20 protein-coding genes are annotated in these 21,607 nt (G+C 46.8%); 16 read left to right on the forward strand and 4 right to left on the reverse strand.

Translation table 11 applies throughout. From position 1 onward, the window contains the following. The first annotated feature begins 62 nt into the window (after window positions 1-62). The 7 genes from RQP50_RS06350 to mtnA all read left to right on the forward strand — a co-directional run bounded on the left by RQP50_RS06350 (window position 63) and on the right by mtnA (window position 8,426). The gene (locus RQP50_RS06350; protein ID WP_072727812.1) at window positions 63-449 is read left to right on the forward strand and encodes a DUF2500 domain-containing protein; all 387 of its coding nucleotides are present in this window, start codon (window positions 63-65) and stop codon (window positions 447-449) included. 124 nt (window positions 450-573) lie between these two features. Then, complete coding sequence (locus tag RQP50_RS06355; protein WP_315744089.1) at window positions 574-1,548, forward strand: alpha/beta hydrolase; 975 nt, start codon at window positions 574-576, stop codon at window positions 1,546-1,548. Window positions 1,549-2,314: 766 nt separating this feature from the next. Next, window positions 2,315-3,433 carry a sugar ABC transporter substrate-binding protein gene (locus RQP50_RS06360; RefSeq protein WP_021253132.1) on the forward strand — a complete coding sequence of 373 codons (1,119 nt, stop codon included), beginning with the start codon at window positions 2,315-2,317 and terminating at the stop codon, window positions 3,431-3,433. Window positions 3,434-3,544: 111 nt separating this feature from the next. Next, entirely contained in the window at window positions 3,545-5,059 is a 1,515-nt protein-coding gene (locus RQP50_RS06365; RefSeq protein WP_315744093.1) for a sugar ABC transporter ATP-binding protein, read from the forward strand. Window positions 5,060-5,061: 2 nt separating this feature from the next. After that, window positions 5,062-6,063, forward strand: coding sequence for an ABC transporter permease (locus RQP50_RS06370; RefSeq protein WP_072727815.1), 1,002 nt, complete (start codon window positions 5,062-5,064; stop codon window positions 6,061-6,063). Window positions 6,064-6,084: 21 nt separating this feature from the next. Further along, the gene (mtnK, locus tag RQP50_RS06375; protein ID WP_315744096.1) at window positions 6,085-7,308 is read left to right on the forward strand and encodes an S-methyl-5-thioribose kinase; all 1,224 of its coding nucleotides are present in this window, start codon (window positions 6,085-6,087) and stop codon (window positions 7,306-7,308) included. Window positions 7,309-7,325: 17 nt separating this feature from the next. Continuing rightward, on the forward strand, window positions 7,326-8,426 hold the full coding sequence (gene mtnA, locus RQP50_RS06380; protein WP_315744098.1) for an S-methyl-5-thioribose-1-phosphate isomerase: 1,101 nt from the start codon (window positions 7,326-7,328) through the stop codon (window positions 8,424-8,426). Window positions 8,427-8,553: 127 nt separating this feature from the next. Here mtnA and RQP50_RS06385 read toward each other — a convergent pair whose 3' ends face one another. Continuing rightward, window positions 8,554-9,315, reverse strand: a complete 762-nt coding sequence (locus tag RQP50_RS06385) for a DeoR/GlpR family DNA-binding transcription regulator (protein WP_315744100.1) — start codon at window positions 9,313-9,315, stop codon at window positions 8,554-8,556. 264 nt (window positions 9,316-9,579) lie between these two features. Between RQP50_RS06385 and RQP50_RS06390 the strand changes: the two genes are divergently transcribed. Continuing rightward, complete coding sequence (locus tag RQP50_RS06390; protein ID WP_072728476.1) at window positions 9,580-10,308, forward strand: class II aldolase/adducin family protein; 729 nt, start codon at window positions 9,580-9,582, stop codon at window positions 10,306-10,308. A gap of 162 nt (window positions 10,309-10,470) precedes the next feature. Here RQP50_RS06390 and RQP50_RS06395 read toward each other — a convergent pair whose 3' ends face one another. Next, a complete protein-coding gene (locus RQP50_RS06395) occupies window positions 10,471-11,103 on the reverse strand; it encodes a copper amine oxidase N-terminal domain-containing protein (RefSeq protein ID WP_227774476.1) in 633 nt (210 codons plus the stop codon). A gap of 286 nt (window positions 11,104-11,389) precedes the next feature. Between RQP50_RS06395 and RQP50_RS06400 the strand changes: the two genes are divergently transcribed. Next, window positions 11,390-11,992, forward strand: a complete 603-nt coding sequence (locus tag RQP50_RS06400) for an HD domain-containing protein (RefSeq protein WP_315744102.1) — start codon at window positions 11,390-11,392, stop codon at window positions 11,990-11,992. An 83-nt stretch (window positions 11,993-12,075) separates the two neighbouring features. Here the strand turns inward: RQP50_RS06400 and RQP50_RS06405 are convergent, their stop codons facing one another. Together RQP50_RS06405 and RQP50_RS06410 are read right to left on the reverse strand one after the other, a co-directional pair. Beyond that, window positions 12,076-12,489, reverse strand: coding sequence for a GNAT family N-acetyltransferase (locus tag RQP50_RS06405; protein WP_315744103.1), 414 nt, complete (start codon window positions 12,487-12,489; stop codon window positions 12,076-12,078). Window positions 12,490-12,515: 26 nt separating this feature from the next. Continuing rightward, entirely contained in the window at window positions 12,516-12,881 is a 366-nt protein-coding gene (locus tag RQP50_RS06410; RefSeq protein ID WP_072727822.1) for a VOC family protein, read from the reverse strand. Between the two features lie 110 nt (window positions 12,882-12,991). Between RQP50_RS06410 and RQP50_RS06415 the strand changes: the two genes are divergently transcribed. From RQP50_RS06415 to RQP50_RS06445, 7 genes are all read left to right on the forward strand, one after another. Continuing rightward, entirely contained in the window at window positions 12,992-13,939 is a 948-nt protein-coding gene (locus RQP50_RS06415; RefSeq protein ID WP_315744105.1) for a helix-turn-helix transcriptional regulator, read from the forward strand. A gap of 246 nt (window positions 13,940-14,185) precedes the next feature. Continuing rightward, window positions 14,186-14,518, forward strand: a complete 333-nt coding sequence (locus tag RQP50_RS06420; RefSeq protein ID WP_021253121.1) for a hypothetical protein — start codon at window positions 14,186-14,188, stop codon at window positions 14,516-14,518. A gap of 36 nt (window positions 14,519-14,554) precedes the next feature. Continuing rightward, a complete protein-coding gene (gene essC / locus RQP50_RS06425) occupies window positions 14,555-18,586 on the forward strand; it encodes a type VII secretion protein EssC (RefSeq protein ID WP_315744107.1) in 4,032 nt (1,343 codons plus the stop codon). An 18-nt stretch (window positions 18,587-18,604) separates the two neighbouring features. Next, a complete protein-coding gene (locus RQP50_RS06430) occupies window positions 18,605-19,468 on the forward strand; it encodes a hypothetical protein (protein WP_315744109.1) in 864 nt (287 codons plus the stop codon). Window positions 19,469-19,472: 4 nt separating this feature from the next. After that, a complete protein-coding gene (locus RQP50_RS06435) occupies window positions 19,473-20,642 on the forward strand; it encodes a WXG100 family type VII secretion target (RefSeq protein WP_072727824.1) in 1,170 nt (389 codons plus the stop codon). A gap of 196 nt (window positions 20,643-20,838) precedes the next feature. Beyond that, window positions 20,839-21,156 carry a DUF4176 domain-containing protein gene (locus tag RQP50_RS06440; RefSeq protein ID WP_021253117.1) on the forward strand — a complete coding sequence of 106 codons (318 nt, stop codon included), beginning with the start codon at window positions 20,839-20,841 and terminating at the stop codon, window positions 21,154-21,156. Window positions 21,157-21,275: 119 nt separating this feature from the next. Next, entirely contained in the window at window positions 21,276-21,551 is a 276-nt protein-coding gene (locus RQP50_RS06445; protein ID WP_021253116.1) for a WXG100 family type VII secretion target, read from the forward strand. Window positions 21,552-21,607: the final 56 nt, after the last annotated feature.

Consider the following 21,607-nt stretch of genomic DNA (forward strand, 5'->3'; position numbering starts at 1 on the left):
GTTATCAGCCTTATCAGCCGGGGTTATACTCAGAGTCAACAAATAAAGGAGCAGGGTACTGCATGGGCGTAGGAGGATTCAATGAGCCAGCATCAATGTTCAATCTGATGTCTACGATCTTCCCAATTTTCATTGTTCTGTTTATAGCTGTCTTCATCTTTGTGATTATTAAGGGTATTATGCAATGGAACTACAACAATCAACAGCCAGTTCTAACTGTGGAAGCGATAGTGACGGATAAGCGAACAGAAGTGTCCAATAGTCATCACGCGGATCATCACAGCCATTATTCAACCCATTATTACGCGACGTTCGAAGTGGAGAGCGGGGATCGGATGGAGTTCCATGTGAAGAAATCGGACTACGGATTGCTGGCCGCAGGAGATCGCGGAAAGTTGACATTTCAAGGGACGAGGTTTTATGAGTTCGAGCGGTATCACGTTCGTTGAGAGAAGGATGGTATCATACGCGCAGCTAGACGATACAGTGGGCATGGAACTGGCGAAATGATGTTGGAGCAGCTATCATATAGAGAGACAGACAGAATAGGAACTTTGCAAAGGATGATTGTACATGTGGTGGATTGGAGCGGCTGCGTTCATTCTTATCCTGATTATTGTGATTTCAACGATTGCAGTGAGCCGGTATGCTTTCCGTCAGGTAACAATGTGGGAGAGAAGCACGCTGGACAAAGCGTTTGACGCGGTTGAAGGGTTCGGCTTGATGAGCAGGCAGGAATTCGCTGAAATGGCCAAGGAAGATGTATTCATCACTTCGGAGGACGGTCTGACGCTGCGCGGGTACTATATCGAGCCCTATCCAGAGCGCAAGAAAGTCATGATTGTCGTCCACGGCTATACGGCAAATCATATTATTGGCTCGCAGTTTATCAATCTATTTACCGAGGAAGGCTATAATGTGCTCCTTGTGGATCAGCGGAGCCATGGGCGAAGCGAAGGGACGTATGCAACGTATGGCTACTATGAGCGTCAAGACCTCGATCGCTGGGTTGCATGGGTACGTGAACGAGTTGGTCATGATGCCTTCATCGGTCTTCATGGGCAATCGATGGGTGGAGGCACAGTACTGATGTATGCAGGCATTAATAAGCATGCCAAATTCATCATTGCGGATTGCCCCTATTCGGACATGGAAGAATTAATGAAATATCAAATGAAGGAACTGAACCATGTTCCGCATTTTCCATTTATTGCGCTGTTGGAACGGAGCTTGAATCGGATAGCACAGTTCTCGATGAAGCAGGTGAAGCCGATTCGAGAGGTTGCGAACAAGGACATCCCTCTACTGCTGATACACGGCAAGGCAGACACATTCGTGCCAACGCGGATGAGCGAACAGATCTATCAAGAGAAGACAGAGGGATTAACGAAGCTGGTAATTATCGACGATGCTGTGCATGCGAATGCATACCCAACCGATCGTCAGAAGTACGAGTCTGCTGTGCATGATTTCCTGAAGGAAGTTCAGGATCAATATGACGAGGCGGGAGTCAATGTGTGGACAGGAAGCAATGCGAATGGAGCATGAGGCGCTGGGATTTACGCCATGTGAATTTATAAATAGCTCCAATTCATATCGATGAAATGGATGAAGGATGACTGTATGATGCAGTCATCCTTTTTTTTGTCTTCAATTGACAAAAAACGATGGTAAACATGTTCATAGAATGGAGGATATTGGCGATAAAAACCAATATCTATGTGACAGCAGCTGAAGTGAAAACCGATGTCGAATCTTTGAAAAAAATAACACTAGTAAGCATATAATTATAGTATAATATAGGCTACCACATGACAAAAAATAGCAGATTTCGATCTCCGCAATCGGGACTCCTTAAGGAAACTCACCATAGAAACGAACCCCCGAACGGTATCTTTCCTATTATTTCATCCTGCTGCATTCCTGACATTATTCCATGCAATCCTTGAATTTCACAGTTTTGAGAGAGAATGATGTCCCTTGAGTTAGGAGCTTACTTCTTAATTAGGTAGGAGAGTTATCTCTTCATCTCTTCCTATTCTTATCACTTGCCATTCGCATATTGGAATTGGCTTATATTTTGCCAAGGAGGGATGCCTGCATAACGATGAACACAGGTAAGAAGAGTAATTAGGCAAGAGGGGGGATATCACCGCAGCGAAACAGACAAAAAACAACAAGAATCAATAATAAACAATATTATTCGTTGCGATTCCACAATGTAGGTGTTAGTATGAAGTCAATTACAGGAAAATCAAACCAATTTTAGTGCAGGGCATTCATCATTTTCATATGATATCGAGGAGTGTGTTCTATGAAAAGAAACATGTTCAAAGTACTGATCCTATCATTAATGGCTGTCGTTCTTGTTGCAACAGGCTGTTCAACAAGCGGCAAGTCATCCTCAGGCAAGGCCGCCGTAGACAAGGGGGCAATTGCTGACCTTCCACAATCGATTAAAGACAAAGACATAAAAATTATGGTTATTCGCAAAATCGGCGGTGATGACCATACCGCACAGTATCTAGCTGGAGCCAAACAAGAGGGTGAATCGCTGGGCTTCGTAGTAGATACCTTCTCCGCGAATAACGATTCTGCCAAATTTCATGATGCGATCGCTCAAGCGATGGATAAAAAATATGACGGCGTTATCATCTCGCACGGTGATGATGCGGCAACGGTTGAAGATGTGAAGAAGCTGACGGAAAAAGGAATCCCGGTCGTTACATTTGACTCTGTTCCAGAAGTGTCTTCGGTGAATGGGGTAACCATGACATCACAGGATGATGGCCAATTGGCAAGTCTAGCGCTAGACAGTTTGAATAAGCAGCTGAACGGCAAAGGGAATATTGTATACCTCTGGGTAGATGGATTTCCGCCAATGGTAGCTCGTAACGGAATCTATCAGCAATTTTTGAAAGATAATCCTGGTATTAAGGAAGTGGAGCGTTTCGGTGTGGCTGCAACAGACACATCTGTTCAGACACAGAATGCTGTTGCAGCGATGCTGACGAAGCACGGCAAAGGGGAAATCGATGCGATCTTCGCAACATGGGACGCGTTCGCAATTGGAGCAGCACGGGCGTTGAAGGAAGCGGGTCGTGAAGAGGTTAAAATCTACGGTATCGATGTATCCAATGCTGATCTGCAGCTCATGCAAGAGAACAACAGTCCTTGGGCTTCCACGGCGGCAGTAGATCCGAAGGTAATTGGGGCAGTCAATTTGCGCTTGCTGGCGAAGAAGATTGCTGGTGAAGATACACCTCCGAAATATGATTTGAAGCCGACTTTGATTACTCAAGTTCAATTGAACTCCATAGGTGATGCTGTCAACATGGAGAGCCTGAACAAGATTATTCCGGGCTGGGGTGTAAGCACGGACTTCGAAGAAGACTGGATGAAGGCGCTTAAGAAGGCTAACAAGGCGCAATAACAGGTCGAAGCTAGTCTCGCACAGTGACAGCGAACAGGCAAGCGTCGGATCAGACAACTGGTTAGGCGCGCGAAGCGCTTGCCTGCTCATCGTGAACAGGGGGTCAGGGAGATGGGGAAGACGAGCAAGATACTCCTGGAAATGAAGGATATCTCGATAGAGTTTCCCGGTGTACAAGCGCTTAAGAACGTTCATTTTACAACAGAGACGGGGAATGTGCATGCGCTGATTGGCGCTAATGGGGCAGGGAAGTCTACTTTAATGAAGGCATTGTCCGGTGCGTATAGTCACTATACCGGGGAAATCTGGATTAATGGTGAAGCGGTGACGATCCGTTCGCCGCGTCAGGCGAAAAACCTAGGGATCCAGATTGTCTATCAGGAAGTTGATACTGCGCTGATTCCTTACTTGACAGTAGGCGAGAATATCATGTTGGAAGATATGGTTCATGATATGGGGCCGAAGCAATGGATCAGATGGAGGAGACTTCATGATTCCGCTGGGCACATATTGAAGCGAATGAATGTTCAGGTACCAACCAAGAAACTCGTCAGTGAATTAACACTGGCGGAGAAGCAGATGGTGTTAATCGCGAGAGCAATCTCTACGAAATGCCGCTTTCTTATCTTGGACGAGCCAACAGCGCCGCTAAGTCATGCAGAGACGACTGAACTGTTCCGCATTGTACGCGATCTGAAGGCGAACAATGTAGGGGTTATCTTTATTTCTCACCGCTTGCCGGAACTGTTCGAGATCTGCGATGATATCACGATCATGCGCGACGGGGAACTCGTGACGAAGATGAGGATTGCGGATACCACCCCTGTTGAGACGATTGAATACATGCTGGGCAAGAAGCTTGGCGAGCAGTTCCCAGGGCGCGCATCTTCCATTGGAGGCATGCATTTTGAAGTTAGCAATCTATCTGACTTTCATAAGATTGCAGATATTCATATGCATGTGCGCAAAGGGGAAATTGTCGGCGTCGCAGGATTGGTTGGAGCGGGCAAGACGGAATTATGCAAAGCGCTGTTCGGGGCTTCCAAGATTCAGTCGGGACAGCATAAGCTCGATGATCGACCGATAACCATTCGCAATTCACATGATGCCGTGAAGGCAGGAATTGCGCTTGTTCCCGAAGAGCGGCGCAAGGAAGGGATATTGATATTTGAATCTGTCGTGCATAACATCTCGGCAGCGAATCTATCGAGGTACTGCAAGTGGGGGCCGTTCCTTCAATTTCGCAAAGAAAGAGAAGAGGCAAGAAGGCTTATTGAGGAACTCGGCATTAAGACGCCTAGCGAACATACGAAAGTGCAGAATTTATCGGGCGGCAATCAGCAGAAGGTTGCGATTGGGAAGTGGCTGCTGGCTGATGCGGAAGTATACATATTTGACGAGCCAACCAAGGGTGTGGACGTCGGGGCGAAGAAGGACATCTTCGAGCTAATTACGAGGCTGGCGGAGCAAGGGAAGAGTGTAATCTACGCCTCCTGTGAATTGTCGGAAATCGTAGGCATTACGGATCGTGTGTATGTGCTGTACGACGGACAGATTGTGAAGGAACTGCACACGAACGATACGAATGAAGAGGAATTATTGTTCTATTCAACAGGAGGTAAATAGGTATGAGCATAATTCGGCGTAGTCAAGCTCAAGGACAGACACCCAAGTCGTTTGACTTTTTCGATTTTTTATATAAATACGGAACCATCATTACAATCTTGCTATTGATCGCTGTGTTCGGAACGCTGTCAAGCAGCTTTTTGCTGCCGTCCAATATTATTAATATTTTGCGTTCGATCTCGATCGTAACCATTATTTCTATCGGGATTACGATCTCGCTTGCGGTAGGCGGTTTTGACCTGTCCGTTGGTTCCGTCGCTTCGCTTGCAAATGCGATCGTTATTTCTATGTTTGTATGGCATTCGCAAAATACATTCATCTCGATCATTGCTGCGATCCTGGTATGTCTGATTGCAGGGGTAGTGAACTCGTTCATGATTGTGAAGGTGAAAATACCGGACATGCTTATGACGCTGGCAACGATGTTCATTATACAAGGCTTGGCGCTTACCTATACAAGAGGGGCGACTGTCTCGCAAAATATGGTGATGCCAGATGGCTCGTTCGCAACGGGGAAGATAAGTGCTTTATTTGCTAAGATCGGGCAAGTTCCTTGGATTATTGTCATAATGCTCATTGTAGTCACTGTTGTGCACATATTCTTGAACTACACGAAGCATGGCAGATATATGTATGTAATTGGGGGCAATATCGAGGCGGCGAAACTGTCAGGAATCGCGGTCAATAAGTACCGAGTGCTTGCTTATATTCTATCAGCAGGGTTTGCGGCGATTGGCGGCATTATACTCGCTTCGCGTGTTATGACTGCAGAGGTGAATGCTGGTGCGCCGTATTTGATGGATGCAGTAGCGGCAGCCTTCATCGGCTTCTCTGTAGCAGGTGCTGGGAAACCGAATGCATTCGGTACATTCATTGGAGCAATCCTGATTGGGATCTTGCAAAATGGTCTTGTCATGATGTCGGTTCCATACTATGCGATGGACATCGTGAAGGGGACGGTGCTCGCATTTGCACTGGCATTAACGTATTACAAGAAAAAATAAGGCTTACGGGAGGGAAAAGGAATGAAATATACAACGTACTTTACAATGCAAGAAGCAGATGTAATCGACTATGCGTTAACGAAGCTGGATGTATTCTCCGAGGATGCGAGCTTGACCTGCAAGGAGATTGGGGACGGCAACTTAAATTACGTGTTCCGGCTCGTCGATGAGCAGTCGAAGCGTTCTATTATCATTAAGCAAGCAGGCCCTGTAGCGCGGATTTCGGATGAATTCAAGGTATCTCCTGACCGCAATCGCATCGAAAGCGAGATTCTGAAAATCCAAAATGAGCTTGCACCTGGACTTGTCCCGGAAGTATACAACTATGATCCGATCATGAACTGCTGTGTGATGGAGGACTTGTCCGATCATGTCATTATGCGCACCGCGTTATTGAACCGGGAGCAGTTCCCTCTGTTCGTGGAGCATATTACGACATTTATGGCGAACACATTGCTGTTGACATCTGATGTTGTCATGAATCATAAGGAGAAGAAAGAACAGGTTAAGGCGTTTATTAATCCTGATTTGTGTGAGATTACCGAAGATCTTGTATATACGGAGCCATTCTACAATTGTGCGAGAAACGATGTCTACGAGCCGATTCGTGAATTCGCAGCTAAGCATTTGTGGGAAGATGAAGCGTTGCTGCTGGAAACGGCGAAGATGAAGTTTGAATTTATGACGCATACTCAATCTCTGATTCACGGCGATTTACATACAGGATCAATCTTCGTGAAGCAGGATTCGACCAAAGTGATTGATCCGGAGTTTGCTTTCTACGGGCCAGCAGGATACGATGTGGGCAATATTATTGCAAACTTAATCTTTGCCTATGTGAATGCAGAATGTACAATGGAAGCGGGCGACTTGAAGGAACGTCATATGGAATGGATCATTGAAACGATTCAAGACGTTGTTGACCAATTCCAAACGAAATTCTTATCCTTATGGTCAACATCTGTTCTAGATAAGTCAGCTTCGTATCCCGGATTCGATCGATATTATCTTGATCTGATTATGAAGGATGCAGCGGGTGTTGCGGGGCTTGAATTGTGCCGTCGCACACTCGGCATCGCGCATGTGAGAGAGATTGCATCCATTGCTGATGCTGATGCAAGAGAGCGTGCTGAGCGGATGTGTCTCATCATGGGCAAGCAGTTCATTATGGATCGTTCTGACATGAAGCGAGGCAGTGACTATTTCCGTATCATCAGTTCAAGCAGCGAGATGTACAGCCGATAGAATGGGAGGATGGAAGGATGAGTCAAATGAACAGCGGTCAAACAGTCAGCATGATATCGTCAGTTCGGTTAGAGGATGAGAAGAATACGCTAATCATTCTAGATCAGACACGTCTCCCAAATGAAACCGTATATCTCGAGCTTCAGAAGCTCGAAGATATTTGGGATGCTATCTATCATTTGAAGGTGCGTGGTGCGCCTGCTATCGGCATTGCGGCGGCATTCGGGGTATATTTGGGTGTGAAGGGATCCTCGGCGGACACGTATGAGGAATTCTTCGCAGACTTCGGCAAAGCGAAGCAATACTTGGGTTCGTCGCGACCTACGGCAGTGAATCTATTCTGGGCGCTGAATCGTATGGAAGCAAGGATGGAACAGGTGCAGGATCGCTCTGTTGCTGAGATTAAGGCAGCGTTGAAAGAGGAAGCAGAAGCGATTCGTGCAGAGGATGAACAAGTATGTGAGAGCATTGGACGCTATGCCTTGTCTCTATTGCAGCCGAACTGGGGCATCTTGACACATTGCAATGCGGGGGCCATTGCAACAGCGAAGTATGGAACAGCTCTTGCACCTATCCATCTTGGCCAAGAGCAGGGCTATCAGTTCAAGGTATACGCAGATGAGACGCGTCCATTGCTGCAAGGGGCTCGCTTAACGGCCTGGGAGCTTAAGGAAGCAGGCGTGGATGTAACGTTGATCTGTGACAATATGGCATCTATCGTTATGAAGGAAGGCAAGATACAAGCTGTATTGGTCGGCTGCGATCGAGTGGCGGCGAACGGTGATGCAGCGAACAAGATTGGCACTTCTGGTGTGGCCATCCTGGCAAAGCATTATGGCATCCCGTTCTATGTATGCGCGCCATTATCTACGGTGGATTTGGAGTGCCAGACAGGCGACGATATTCATATCGAGCTGCGTCCTGACAGTGAAGTAACGAGCAAGTGGTATGAGCAGCCAATGGCGCCAGAAGGGGTTAAGGTATACAATCCTAGCTTCGATGTGACCGATCATTCTCTCATCACAGCAATCGTCACGCAGCATGGCATTGCTTATCCGCCGTTTGCAGATTCTCTGTCAGAGATGTTCCGCAAGGAAGCTGCGTCTAAGAAGGGTTGATCGACTGCTTAAAGTAATCGAGTTTATATAATGAGACGAATCCGTTTCTAAACAAAAATCCCCTGCATGCAAATCGACAACGAACAAGGCGATTTGTCTGTCAGGGGTTTTCTTATTGTACATGTATTTATTCGCATTCGTATAAGGAGATCCCCTTCGTGCTAGTGACCTCATGCCATGTTTCATCCAAACGCTGATCGGTAATAATGGTGTGGATTTGATCCAAATCACATATACTTGCGAAAGAAGTTCGATCGAATTTCGTATAGTCCGCAGCTAAATATACCTTGTTTGCCCGTTCTGCGGCAATGCGCCGTACCTCAGCTTGTTGTTCATTGGAGTCTGTCAGTCCATGCTGGATGCTGACTGACCGGCAGGAGATGAATGCTATATCGAAGAAATAGCTCTTCATGTTCACTTCCGCATTCCTGCCCAGAGCCGACATAGAACTGGAGGATATGCCGCCGCCAATGACAACGAGATGCACTTGTGGACTGTCCATCAATACATTAATAATTTTAATTGAATTGGTTACGACCGTCAGACGCTGCTCTTGAATCTGTTGTGCGATGTACAGCGAGGTGGTAGAGGCATCTAAGAAAATAGAATCGCCGTTTGAAATGAATTGAGCGCATTGCGCTGCAATTCGCTTCTTGCCATCAACATGGATATGTTCTCGGAGCTGGATATTGATATCATTTTGAACACCATCAGGTATGTACGCACCTCCATAAGTTCGAGTCAATACGCCTTCCTCTTCTAGTTGTTTCAAATCTCGACGAATGGTCTCCTCCGTGACTTGAAATAGTGAAGTAAGCTTGGCGACCGTAACGCTCTTCTCCTCTTGGATGATATCTTTAATTTTCGCTTTTCTCGTAATAGGCAGCATATTGTCCGTTCTCTCCGCTTATGTTTGATTTTAACTCCATTATATCATATCTCCTCTCTATAGCTTGCCAACTTCATACATAAACAATCCACACAAAACAACACAATGCATTGACAAAACGGATATAAAGTACGAATATTAAATATGTGGCATACGAGGATTCGAACTTTAGATATAAGCCTCTTTATGTTTGATGTGGAGACAAGCCAGAGACACAGGGGGGGTGAAGGATTGAATAAGCTGCAAGCTAACTCAGATACGGAAATGAAAGAACTCATCTGTGACATCGGCAGAAGGATGTATGCACGGAATTATGTGGCTGCAAATGATGGGAATATTACGATGAAGACCGAAGCGGGTACCATTTGGGCTACACCGACAGGGGTAAGCAAGGGCTATATGACACCTGACATGCTGGTGGAGATGGATATGCAGGGTAATGTTTTGTCGGGTACATACAAGCCTTCTTCTGAAATTAAGATGCATTTGCGAGTATATCAGGAGAACTCGGAGGTACGTGCTGTTGTTCATGCGCACCCTCCAGTGGCAACGGCATTTGCTATTGCGGGGATTGATCTGGATCAAGCTATTTCTCCCGAGGCAATTGTTAATCTGGGACGAGTAGCCGTTGCGCCCTATGCGACACCAGGTACGCAGGAGGTTCCCGATTCGATTGCCCCATATTGCAAAGGATATCATGCTGTGCTCCTAGCGAATCATGGTGCATTAACGTGGGGGAGGGATATGACAGAAGCCTATTTCCGAATGGAATCGCTAGAGCATTATGCACTGATGTACATGTATGCGAGCAGGTTGCTTGGCCGCACGAATGAATTGTCAAGTGAGCAGGTCGCGGAACTCGTAGACATACGAAGCCGGATGGGTGTTACAAGCGGTGGAAATCCATCGTTAAGGCGGCGGGAGGAAGACACCCTCTTCGATCAACTTGCGGATAAGATAGTAGAACGAGTGTTATCCAAATTAAATTCGTAGATATGCGCTTCATCGAGACAGATCCCGAAGTCGGCAGGGTGAAGGGATTACTAGAAATTCAGGATGGATTTTGATTCTAATTTCAGACACATATAGCCCCAAAGAATAGTCACAATCCATGCAGCTGCATCGGATGCGACATCTTTGGGGCTGTTACTTTTTCTAAAGGGAGATATTTATTGTTTTCGCTGACTCATTCCATTCCACAGTGCCCGGCAATGCATCACGAAGCAACTGAAGTGGAACCATGAACTTGCCTTTGTATACAATCATGGGAGTCGTAAGTTTATTAATCGTTCCGTCAATGGAGAAGGTGTAATGGTTATGCTTAATTGGGACAATCACTTGCCGTTTCGATGAAGATATGTAGATTTTGTTGTCTTTAACCGAATAGTTTGCTTGTAGTGCCTTTAAGGTATCGATAAGTGGAAGCATAAGCTGGCTGTCATGGCGTACAGCCTGAATAGGCAGTTTAGTTGCTTCCTTGTTAAGAGTGATGGCAGCAGCTACTTCCGTGACGACAGGTTTGTTTTCTTTTGCCTGTTTATTAGTTGTGTTACCAGGTTTAGCGTTGTTTTTGTTTTTTGTTGTTGATTTACTAGATGATGAAGATTTGGAAGAGTTGGATGATTTGGATGACGAACTCTTCTTAGAAGAAGACTTAGATCCACCATTGTGATAGTGGTATTCCCCATACTCCAGTCCCCATTTTTCGCAATTCGTTCTACACGTATGACCCCCGTTGCTATCTGTTCGGCCAGGGTGTGCGATTGAGATCGATGAGAATGTCGTCATCGCAACGATACAAGCAGTACTTACGGCTATCAGCTTACTCCATCTTACACGTTTCATCGTGGTAACCCCTTTCTATTCGCATAGGTATTATGGATCAATTCTATTATAGTTCCACTACCTCTTAAGAACTAGGAAATATTTGAGAAATGACGAGATAGGTCAATGATTATCGTGTTTTTTGCCATTATGCAATTTCGAATGGCTGTGAGATAATGAGATGTAGAAGCATCTGCAGCAGGGGAATCCTGCACGGATAGCGTAAGGATGACGAAGGGGAATGACGTTCATGGCGGGCATAAATGAAAGATTAATGAAGCAACTTGAATTTGTGAAGGAATTGGATAAATTAAAGAAGGTGTTTCGTCGTTCGTATTTGCTTGATGGAAGCCGCCATGAGAATGATGCTGAGCACACATGGCATTTGACAGCGATGGCAATGCTGCTGCACGAATATACAAGTGAACGCAATATGAATTTGCTCCGTGTGCTCAAAATGTTAATTATTCATGATGTGGTCGAGATTGATGCAGGGGATACCTTTGCATATGACGCTGAAGGCAATGCAAGCAAGTTCGAGCGCGAGTCAAAGGCGGCCAAGCGGTTGTTTGGCATCTTGCCAGAGGATCAGAAACTGGCGCTAACACAATTATGGACGGAATATGAGCAGCGTCAGACACCGGAAGCGCAATTTGCCGTTGCACTTGATCGTTTGCAGCCGCTGCTTCACAACTATGTGACAGAAGGCAAGTTGTGGAAAGAGCATAAGGTAACGAGTGAGCAAGTGTTGGCGCGGATTCAAGCAATCCGAGATGGGGCTCCGGAACTGGGGAAGCTAGCAGAAGAACTCATCCGCAGTTCAGTGGAGAAGGGATACTTGGCTAACAGCTAACTAAGGCTGTCTAGCATCAAACCATGAATAAAGGGGGAAGGAGCGAGCGAGTATGCATCCTTCCCTCTTTCCTCTTTGTTCATCTAGACGTAGAGAACCCAACGATTGTGGGTTGCACTCGAACCTTCCAGCTTCCATCCATTCTGCTCATAGTATCCATTGAAGCTGAACTGAATAGGGCAGGCTGATTCTATCGGATGAGGAGCTAAGGTATCCAGCATTTGTCGCAATAGATGCTGCCCCCTGAACGGTTCCGCTACAGCAAATTGATAGAGAGAGATGCGCTCACTCCCTTTGCGAGGGTAGAACCGCAATGCTCCAGCCAATCGCAGGCCGATGACGGCGACAAGCAGCTGCTTGCGTCTAATTGCAGCAGCAACCCCATCTGGACAGCGAAGCTCTCCGCTTGTCAACCCATCATGGTGCAGATCTATTCTTTCATTGAAGAAATGCGTAATTGCGCTCGTTTCTTCCCATTTTGCCAGTCGTATGTACACCGCAATCCCATCCTCAATATTCTTCACTATTTGCCAACTAGAACGAACACGTTGTGATCTGGAGCTTCCATGACGGCAACGTGTCCAGATTCGGTAGGGAACGGTTCTCGAATCCAATGAATATCAGTCCGTTCTTGCAGTTTCGCATACGTCTCTCGTACATCATCAACGAGAAGTTCGATATCGATTTCTTTCAACTCAGGGTTGTTCTGCAGCACAAGCTCTGAGCTGCGTTCATCTGGGAAAGACAACCCCACAATTGTCCATGGTTCCCCATTTGGAAGCGGGCGTGTGATCGTCCAACTCTCTTTTAACCCAATTGCGGTGTAGACAGCAACGGATTCCTCTATGTTGGCAGTATATAATGCGGCACATTCCATTTTACGTATCATTCTATTTCCTCCTTGTATCTCGTACTGCTCATACTGTACTATCTAACCATGACAAATCATGTCATAGTTATGAAATCGTTTTACGATAGGGGGGAGGGGGAGTCTTGGGCATGAACAAATCCCAGCGACTCATTGAGTTGATGATGATCGTGAACAAGAAGCAGCAGTTTACCGCGCGTGAGCTGGCGGAAGAAAGTGGTGTATCCGTACGGACAATATTGCGGGATTTGCGCCAATTAGAAGAGCTTGGTGTTCCTCTATATACGGAGTATGGACCCAGGGGCGGGTTTCGTTTGTTGAAGGAGAAGCTGCTTCCGCCGCTGACATTTCTGGAGCAGGAGGCGTTTGCTGTCTTTTTCGCCGTTCAGCTGCTGCAAGAATATAAGACAATCCCATTTGGCAAGGATGCCACGAGAGCGTTATCGAAGTTCTATCAGGTGCTGTCTCCACATACACAAAAGCAAATCGACGCGATGAAGCGCTGTGTACGATTTTGGGTTCCTCCTCGTGAACAGGATATACCGCATTTGCAGCAATTGCTGCATGCTTCGCTCGACAATAAGGTGATCCAGATCCGTTATGCTTCCATCAGAGGAGAGGAATTGCGCGATATCGTCCCAATCGGCATATATGCCCATAATGGCTATTGGTATTGCCCAGCCTACTGTATGGAGCGGAAAGGGTATCGGTTGTTCCGTGCGGATTGCATGCTTGAGGTGAACGAGGTTGAGCAGCATACGGTACCTATGTTAGAGCTAATGAGCTTGGAAGAGTGGTTCGAGCCTCCCCAACTGAAGGACGATGTTGTTGCCATTTATGTGGAATTGACGAAGCTTGGGGTTCGGAAATGTCAAACCGATCCATGGTTGGATAAGTCGCTGACTGTGCGCGAAGATGGGACGGGTGTGATCAATCACGTGATCGCGGCGACTGAGGTAGGCTATTTGGCGGACATTCTGTTTGGAATGGGGACAGATGCGCATGTCATCGAACCTCCAGAGATTATAGAGTTGATTCAGCAGAAGGCGGAGCAGTTAATTGCACAATATCAAGACTAAGAGAGGTACACTATGAATCTCTATTACCAGTCTATTTGAGGGATATTCTGGGGTTAAACCCCGTCTTTGGGCTTATTGTAATTGTGTGATCCCAATATATACTAAACAGAGAAGTAATAGATTTGGAGTAAATTTGGTAGGAATAACGAATTAATAGAGTGTGATTTCACATAAATTGACAATAATAGTCAAATGGTGCTAGAGTTGACTTATCACTACGTGCTGGTGTGAGAGGTGCCTTAGCTTATGATACTTACCGTCTCTTTTGGAAGACAAGGCCGTGAGTGGTTCGATATTGATGTAGCGGATGATTGTACAGTAGTTCAGTTGAAGGCAATACTTGGACTGAAGCTATTCGGAGAACCACCGAAGAATCATATGCAATATATATTGGAAGTCAAGCAGCCAGAAGGATTATGGAGTACTGTTCCTGAGCAGCAGCGTTTGCTGGAGGCAGGTGTCCGTGAAGGGGCATACATTCGCGTACAGCGAGCGTTCTCCACGACTACAGATTCAGCACCATCGTTTGGTCGCCGAGCATTGTTCCAACTCGATGAGGCTGATGAACATACTGAGTAGTCGTGACAAGAGGAACGAGACGAGGAGTTGTTCAATGTGAACGTGATGTATCAGAGATCGCCTCGCATTAAGCCGGAATTACCAGAGGAGAAGCTTGAGATATTACGACCTCCTGCTGAACCGTCGCGTCCGACGTTCTCTATCGTTACACTGATTATTCCGATTGTGATGACCTTGGTCAGTATCGGATTCTACATATATATGTCCATGTCAGGGAAGATGGGCAATAGTAACTATATGATGTTTCAAATGATTACCATCTCGATGATGCTTATGTCCTATACGCTTCCATTTTTCTTGTATTTGAGCAACAAAAGACAGTACGTGCGCAAGCAGGCGGAACGAAGTCAGATGTATCTGGCTCAATTGGAGAAGCATCGCCTGGAGATTATCGAGAAGCAACATGAGCAGCGAACAGCGATGTATGCGATTCATGGTGATCCAGATGTGTGCCATCAAATTGTGAAAAATCGCAACAGCAGCCTGTGGGAACGCGGGCCTTTTGATGTTGATTTTATGGATGTTCGCATTGGCACCGGAGAAGTGCCTTTTTATATGCCAATCATTACTCCGCGAACCGATGGCTACGAGAAGGATCCACTTATCGAGGCGGCTCATAAGCTCGAACAAGATTCTCGCAGTGTAGATGAGGTTCCAATTACCTTGCCGTTGTATGAGTCGAAGGTAGTCGGAATCGTTGGAGACAAAGCTTCCGTTATGGAAGCAGTACGGATTGTGATTGCTCAGCTGACGACAAGGCATTCGCCTGATGAGGTGAAGCTAGCTGCGCTCTACGATGAGCAGGAAGCAGAGAATTGGGGCTGGCTGCGATGGCTTCCGCATACATGGAATGATGATCGCACACAGCGTTATTTGGCTGATCGGCGTAGTACGGCACATCAATTGGCTGATCAATTGTATGGAATTCTAAATCGTCGCAAGAGTTTCCAGACGACCGGCGAGAAGAAGAAGCAGCTTCCCATTTATGTTGTTCTGCTGCAGGATAGCCAAATGATCGAGGAAGAGCCGCTATATCCTCTTCTATTAGAAGAAGCGAGCCGAGTGGACAGCTGTACCCTAGTGCTGTCTGATCGCAAGGAGCGGCTTCCGATGCAATGCCGCCTTATTGTAGAAGTCGGTGCAGATACTGCTGTATCTACGCAAAAAACGGATCAGGAGGGGATCGTTCAGCATTCCTTCCATATGGATCATTTATCTGCTGACAAGATCGATACGCTGGCAAGATATATGGCGCCGATTCGCTTGAAGCGTTCTGCTGCTTCAGATCTTCCACCCGTTCTAACGTTGTTCGATATGTTCGGTGTAGAACAAGTTGAGCAATTGAAGCTGGTGGAACGCTGGAATCGAAATCGATATCCAGATACATTGCCAGTGCCCGTAGGTGTGCGTGCTGGTGGCAAGCTGGTGTCCTTGAATCTCCATGACAAGATTGAACGCAAGGGACATGGTCCACATGGACTTCTCGCAGGAACAACAGGCTCAGGCAAAAGTGAGGTTATTCAATCGCTAATTGCTTCACTGGCAGCTGATTACCACCCTCATGATGTGGCCTTCATGCTGATCGACTACAAGGGCGGAGGAATGTCTAATACGTTCGAGAAGCTTCCTCATGTCGTAGGAACCATTACGAATCTAGACGAGAGCCTGATCGAGCGTGCACAGGTATCGCTTCGTGCTGAGCTGATTCGCAGACAACGCATCTTGAATGATGCGGGAAACATGCAGCATATTGACGAGTATTACAAGTCGCCGCTTCGCTATCAGAATCCGCTGCCTCACTTGATCATCATCATTGATGAATTTGCTCAGCTTAAGAAGGAGCAGCCAGAATTCATGGATGAGTTGATCAGTATAGCAGCTATTGGACGTACATTAGGTGTTCACTTGCTGCTGGCGACTCAGAAGCCTGCCGGGGTAGTGGATGAGAAGATATGGAGCAATACACGATTCCGCATCTGCCTTCGTGTTCAGAGTGAAGGCGATAGTCGGGATATGCTCAAAATTCCGAATGCAGCTTGGATTACGCATCCGGGGCGCGGGTATTTTCAGGTGGGCAGTGACGAAGTGTTCGAGGAGATGCAATTCGCATGGAGCGGTGCACCTTATCTGGTAAAGCGTCAGGAAGGTCAGCCGCTGCGAATTGAAGTGAGCGAGGTTCGTCTGAACGGGAAGATGGAGGCTTTGCTGCCTAGTGATACACTATTGTCGGCCTATGATGAGCAAGATCAGCTGAAGCAGCTTCAAGTATTCATTGATGCTGTTGCCGAGGCGGCATGTTGTGAGGAAATTAATCGATTGCAAGGGCCATGGCTCGCCCCGCTGCCACAAGAGCTAGGTCGCAGTGAATTGTTCAAGCGTACACGGACGTTGTCAGGTGTTCCCGGTGATTTTAAGGGAATACAACCAATTGTAGGCTTGCTGGATGACGTCATGAACCAACGGCAGGAGCCGCTTGGCATCGAAATGGATCATGAACATTGGGCAGTATACGGAATGCCGGGAACGGGAAAGACAACATTTGTACAGACACTTCTCATGTCTCTCGCTGAGCAGTATGAACCTGATGTCTGGCACGGCTATGTTGTGGATATGGGGCGTATGCTGAAGGATTATGCTGGCTTGCCTCATGTGGGCGCGGTAATTGCAGGTGAGGATGAAGATAGACTCAAGCGGCTGTTCCGCTATCTTCTTGCGAAGGTGAAGGAACGAACAGAGATGTTGTCCGAAGCCGGCGTCAAGACGATTGCTTCTTATCGGCAGGTAACACAGCTATCGGTGCCGAATATTGTTGTTATCATTGACGGGTATTTGAATTTCCGAACTTCCTATCCGGATGAGAATGAATGTTTGGAATATTTGCTTCGAGAAGGCGGCAGCTTGGCCATTTCATTCGTGATTACAGCCAATCGCGTAACCGATATTTTTGACAAATTCCGTAGCAATATATCGAATGCGATTTCGTATGAATTAGCTGATCCAAGCGACTATTACTTTGCTGTGGGCAGACCGGCTAGAACGCCGGCGCGGCTGCAGGCAGGTCGCGGACTCATTAAGCATAACGGGGTACCGATCGAATTCCAGACTGCTTATCCTGCGGATGGGAACAATGATGTAGAACGTGTTCTTCAGTTGCGTTCACAGATTCGATTGATGCACAATTCCTGGCAAGGGGCTGCAGCCCCACTCATTCGCAGCTTGCCTGAGCGTGTGCGTCTTAGTGAACTGCTGAAGCTGCACGACGATTCATACGAGGAAAGCGAGATCATAGAAGCGGAGCAGCTGCAATGCTCGGAACGGTTGCAACCCGTGCCTGTTGGCGTGCGCACAGATGATTTGGAGCCATATCTGGTCAATTTGAAGGAAGGTCCTCACTTCGTCGTCGCAAGTCCTATGGAGAGTGGCAAGACCTCATTCCTTACGAGCTGGATGCTGTCTTTGGCTTATCATATGTCTCCAGAACGTTTGCATATCTATGCGATTGATGTTCGATATGGGGACAATGGCGTTGCTTCGCTAAGAGACTTGCCTCATGTAAGGGAGATTGTAACAGAGGAAGAGCGAATTCCTGGATTCATTCAGCAAGTATATGATCAGGTCTCGTCCCGGAGTAAGGATGGAGGGGATCCAATCCTACTGCTGGTTATGGATGATGCAGATATGCTGTGCAAGCAGCTCACGGATTACACGGTCAAAGATCAACTGTCTGCGATCGTACGCCAAGGTCGGGATAAAGGGGTACATCTCGTATTGGCAGGGGTTCCGTCTGATTTTCCAACCTTCGGGGTGGACTGGTTTAACGATGTCAAAGCATCGCAAGCTGGATTTTTATTTGGGACGATTGATGCGAATGATCTGTCCTTCTTCCGAATCCCGATCTCAGAGTCGCAGTCTTCTGGTCCTAGTGGGTCGAAGGTGCTTCCTCCTGGTCAAGGATATTTTGTTAGACGTAAATTTACAAAAATAAAGACAGCAATACCCTACGATGAAATATGGACTCCGGCCGCATGGACAACACTTATACATAAACGTTGGAAAGTGCGGGTCTGATGGGGGGTGGACACATTGGTGACGAGTAACGAACCATATCTACAAGCGCAAGATGGCAGAAGTGGTATTGAGCTTCACGTAAAAGAATTGTATTTTCTTGCTGGAATCATTGGATCTGATCGCTTGCTTGGGATTGAGGATCCATTTCGGGGCTATCTAACTGAGGAAATTGCAGAAGAATGGAATAAGGTCAAAGCTGCGCTGCTGCGCAAGGGATACTTAACGGAAGAGCCTGGAGGCAGAGAGCTGGCTATGCCATCTCACGTCTATTCAACGGTAGCGGTAACGGGATTGGCAAATCGATCCTGCTGGGTTCGGTTTTCAAATGCAGCAGATGAGGGGCCTAATCGCGAAGTATACGAAGGCTATTTTCATTTTACGAATGAACTAGTCATCGAACGAGCACAGAAGCGGCTCCAACCGGAAATTTGCTCCTTTCGAGAATATGACTCGACGAATGAGGCATGTTCTGTCATTGTGAACCGCATGAACTGGGCTGATCAGCCGGAAAGCGAGATAGCTGCTGTTATGCTGTCCAAAAGGCATTTCCATAAACTCTATGAGCATGCAGATGATCTTACCGTAGAGCAAATGACAAGTCAGCTAATGACCTTCGATGGAGAGGAAGCGGGAGCAATGGCCCTGGCGCATTCGCTGAAGCATCGTACCGCAGAAGGGGAGCTCTTGTTTCTTGTGTGGAATGAGAAAAGCTGGGATGTACAGGGAGCAGCTTTTCTCGTCGGAGGTTCCCGCAATTGGCTTATTCGGCAAAGCTCCAAAGGTGATGAGGATTGGCTGACTGCCACATTAACAACAAAGGAACAACTTGAAGGCCTGTTAATCGAGTGGGAACGCCAGCATTCTATAGAAGAAGGAAGGTGACATCGTGCGCATTATCGTAACGCCGGATGCGCTTCGTCAGGGGAGCCGTCAGTTGCAGGCAACAGCGGAGCAATTAAATGCGATTCAATCGTCATTGGAACGTTCTCTGCAGACGCTGGAGTGGGAGGTTTCTATTAAGGCTGCGATCGGAGAAAAATGGCAGCAAGCTTCTCGGTTATCGGCTCAAATACATACGCTTTTGTTTGATTTAAGCCAGCAGCTTCAGTCCAAGGCGGATCAGTTTCAATCAGCTGATCAGCAAGCGCACCCGATTCTAGGCCATGCCTATCAAATCGGTTCGGCGGCGTCATTATATTCAACGATAGGGATTGGGGGGGCATCACTGATTATCCCTGCTCTAGGGACACAGGTAGGCGCCATATCGAACCCAAATGCGGTTGTTCGGGCGATTGGCACACAAGAGGATAAAGGTTCAGGCGGTTGGAATTGGAAGCCAACGACTCCTGAAATGTATGGCTATGGCAAAGACGGATACCGCATGATCAATATGGCGAAGAGCGGGTTCAATGTGAATGTTCGTGGAGACGGCTACGTGACAATCAGCGGTGCAAGATCGAAATTCGCACTGTCTGAGGGGATTCAAGGAACGAGATATGCGGCATCGAATGCAGCGAATCATGCAAATGTGTGGAAATTCGTTGATCCAGTAGTTGCAGCAAAGGAATCGCTCTCTATCAAGGGATGGAGTGCAAAGCTTGGATATGCGGGGCTTGCATACGATACAGGTACCGCAGTCATGACGGATTACGAGAAAGGTGGCCCTAGTCGTGCAGCTGCCAGTACTGTTGTGAATGGATCAATCGGAGTAGGTACCATGGCAGCGAGTGCTGCCGTGGGAGCCTGGGTAGGTTCAGTCGTTCCTGTTGCCGGCACTATTGTAGGGGCAGGAGTAGGGTTAGCAACAGGAGCTGCTATCTCTATGGTTACGGAGGTAACCATTAATGGCAAGTCTATCAAGACCCATGCGGTTGATGCCGTTGACACTGTGGTGGATACCGTGACTGATACCGTTGCGAGCGGAACGAAAGTGGCAACTGATGCTGTTCAAGATGGCGTTAAAGCGGTGAAGAGCGGTGCAACGAAGGCTGCTGGCAAAGTCGTGAATAAGGTTTCAGATATGTTCGGTTCAGTAGGTAAACTACTGCCTAGTTGAAGCTATTAAAACGGGGCTAATAGACTAACCTAATTTATGACATAGGAACTATATTATGATATTTATTTATCGCTCTGTAGGATCAGAATACTGCTCATGTTATTTGTATATTGGTTAATATGATCAGCTCGTCGCATCGCGTGTGCAGCTTCGATAAGAATTGTAGGATGCAAGAGTAGAAAGGGAAGGATGAATTATGGGGAATCAGACTGAACAACAACATGTTGGGAATGGAGAGGATGCATTGCTTCCACTCGGCTCTATCGTACTGCTGCATGAAGGAAGCAAAAAATTAATGATATATGGCCGCAAGCAGCTGCAGATCACTACGAACCGTTTGTTCGACTATTTGGGAGTCATATATCCTGAAGGGTATATTGATGAGAACTACTCCTATTTGTTCAATCAGGAAGACATTGAAATGATTGTCCACGTTGGCTATACCGATGTGGAAGAAGAGCAGTTCCAACTCGTACTTCAGAGCGTTCCTCAGGCTCAGGAGTCCACATTTTAGAATTAGGACTGCAGACTCTTTTAAATTTGTAATAGATTTCATGTACAATTATTAATAGAAATATTTGCATAATTTATTTGTCGTTCAAATGTCTATGTCTACCAAAAGGAGGAACAAACATGGCAGGTCGCATTTTAATTACACCGGAACAGGTTGATCAAGTATCGAATCAATTCAAGCAGGGTGGAGATCAGAGTCAACAGATCGTGGCCACCCTGACACAGGCTATTCAAGGAATGGAAGGTCAATGGGAAGGGATGACGAAACAGCGCTTCTTCCAAGAATTCCAAGAAGCAAGCAAGCAGATGCAATCCTTCGTTCAAACCTTGAACACAATTAGCGAAGAATTGAAGGCTATTGCGCAGAAGTTCCGCTCTGTGGATGAACAGCGCTAATCGTTCAATTCTTACTCGAATACGAAGAGGAAGCCGGGCGTAGGACACTCCCGGTT

Source organism: Paenibacillus suaedae (assembly GCF_032337355.1).
Classification (GTDB): domain Bacteria; phylum Bacillota; class Bacilli; order Paenibacillales; family Paenibacillaceae; genus Paenibacillus_B; species Paenibacillus_B suaedae.

Bases quoted from the DNA above. Each gene is read 5' to 3' on its own strand.
- RQP50_RS06400 (WP_315744102.1), top strand. From the start codon at position 11,390: ATGGCGGGCATAAATGAAAGATTAATGAAGCAACTTGAATTTGTGAAG.
- RQP50_RS06440 (WP_021253117.1), top strand. From the start codon at position 20,839: ATGGGGAATCAGACTGAACAACAACATGTTGGGAATGGAGAGGATGCA.
- RQP50_RS06385 (WP_315744100.1), bottom strand. From the start codon at position 9,315: ATGCTGCCTATTACGAGAAAAGCGAAAATTAAAGATATCATCCAAGAG.
- RQP50_RS06365 (WP_315744093.1), top strand. From the start codon at position 3,545: ATGGGGAAGACGAGCAAGATACTCCTGGAAATGAAGGATATCTCGATA.
- RQP50_RS06390 (WP_072728476.1), top strand. From the start codon at position 9,580: ATGAAAGAACTCATCTGTGACATCGGCAGAAGGATGTATGCACGGAAT.
- RQP50_RS06410 (WP_072727822.1), bottom strand. From the start codon at position 12,881: ATGATACGTAAAATGGAATGTGCCGCATTATATACTGCCAACATAGAG.
- RQP50_RS06420 (WP_021253121.1), top strand. From the start codon at position 14,186: ATGATACTTACCGTCTCTTTTGGAAGACAAGGCCGTGAGTGGTTCGAT.
- RQP50_RS06415 (WP_315744105.1), top strand. From the start codon at position 12,992: ATGAACAAATCCCAGCGACTCATTGAGTTGATGATGATCGTGAACAAG.
- mtnA (WP_315744098.1), top strand. From the start codon at position 7,326: ATGAGTCAAATGAACAGCGGTCAAACAGTCAGCATGATATCGTCAGTT.
- RQP50_RS06445 (WP_021253116.1), top strand. From the start codon at position 21,276: ATGGCAGGTCGCATTTTAATTACACCGGAACAGGTTGATCAAGTATCG.
- mtnK (WP_315744096.1), top strand. From the start codon at position 6,085: ATGAAATATACAACGTACTTTACAATGCAAGAAGCAGATGTAATCGAC.
- RQP50_RS06350 (WP_072727812.1), top strand. From the start codon at position 63: ATGGGCGTAGGAGGATTCAATGAGCCAGCATCAATGTTCAATCTGATG.
- RQP50_RS06370 (WP_072727815.1), top strand. From the start codon at position 5,062: ATGAGCATAATTCGGCGTAGTCAAGCTCAAGGACAGACACCCAAGTCG.
- RQP50_RS06395 (WP_227774476.1), bottom strand. From the start codon at position 11,103: ATGACGACATTCTCATCGATCTCAATCGCACACCCTGGCCGAACAGAT.
- RQP50_RS06360 (WP_021253132.1), top strand. From the start codon at position 2,315: ATGAAAAGAAACATGTTCAAAGTACTGATCCTATCATTAATGGCTGTC.
- RQP50_RS06355 (WP_315744089.1), top strand. From the start codon at position 574: ATGTGGTGGATTGGAGCGGCTGCGTTCATTCTTATCCTGATTATTGTG.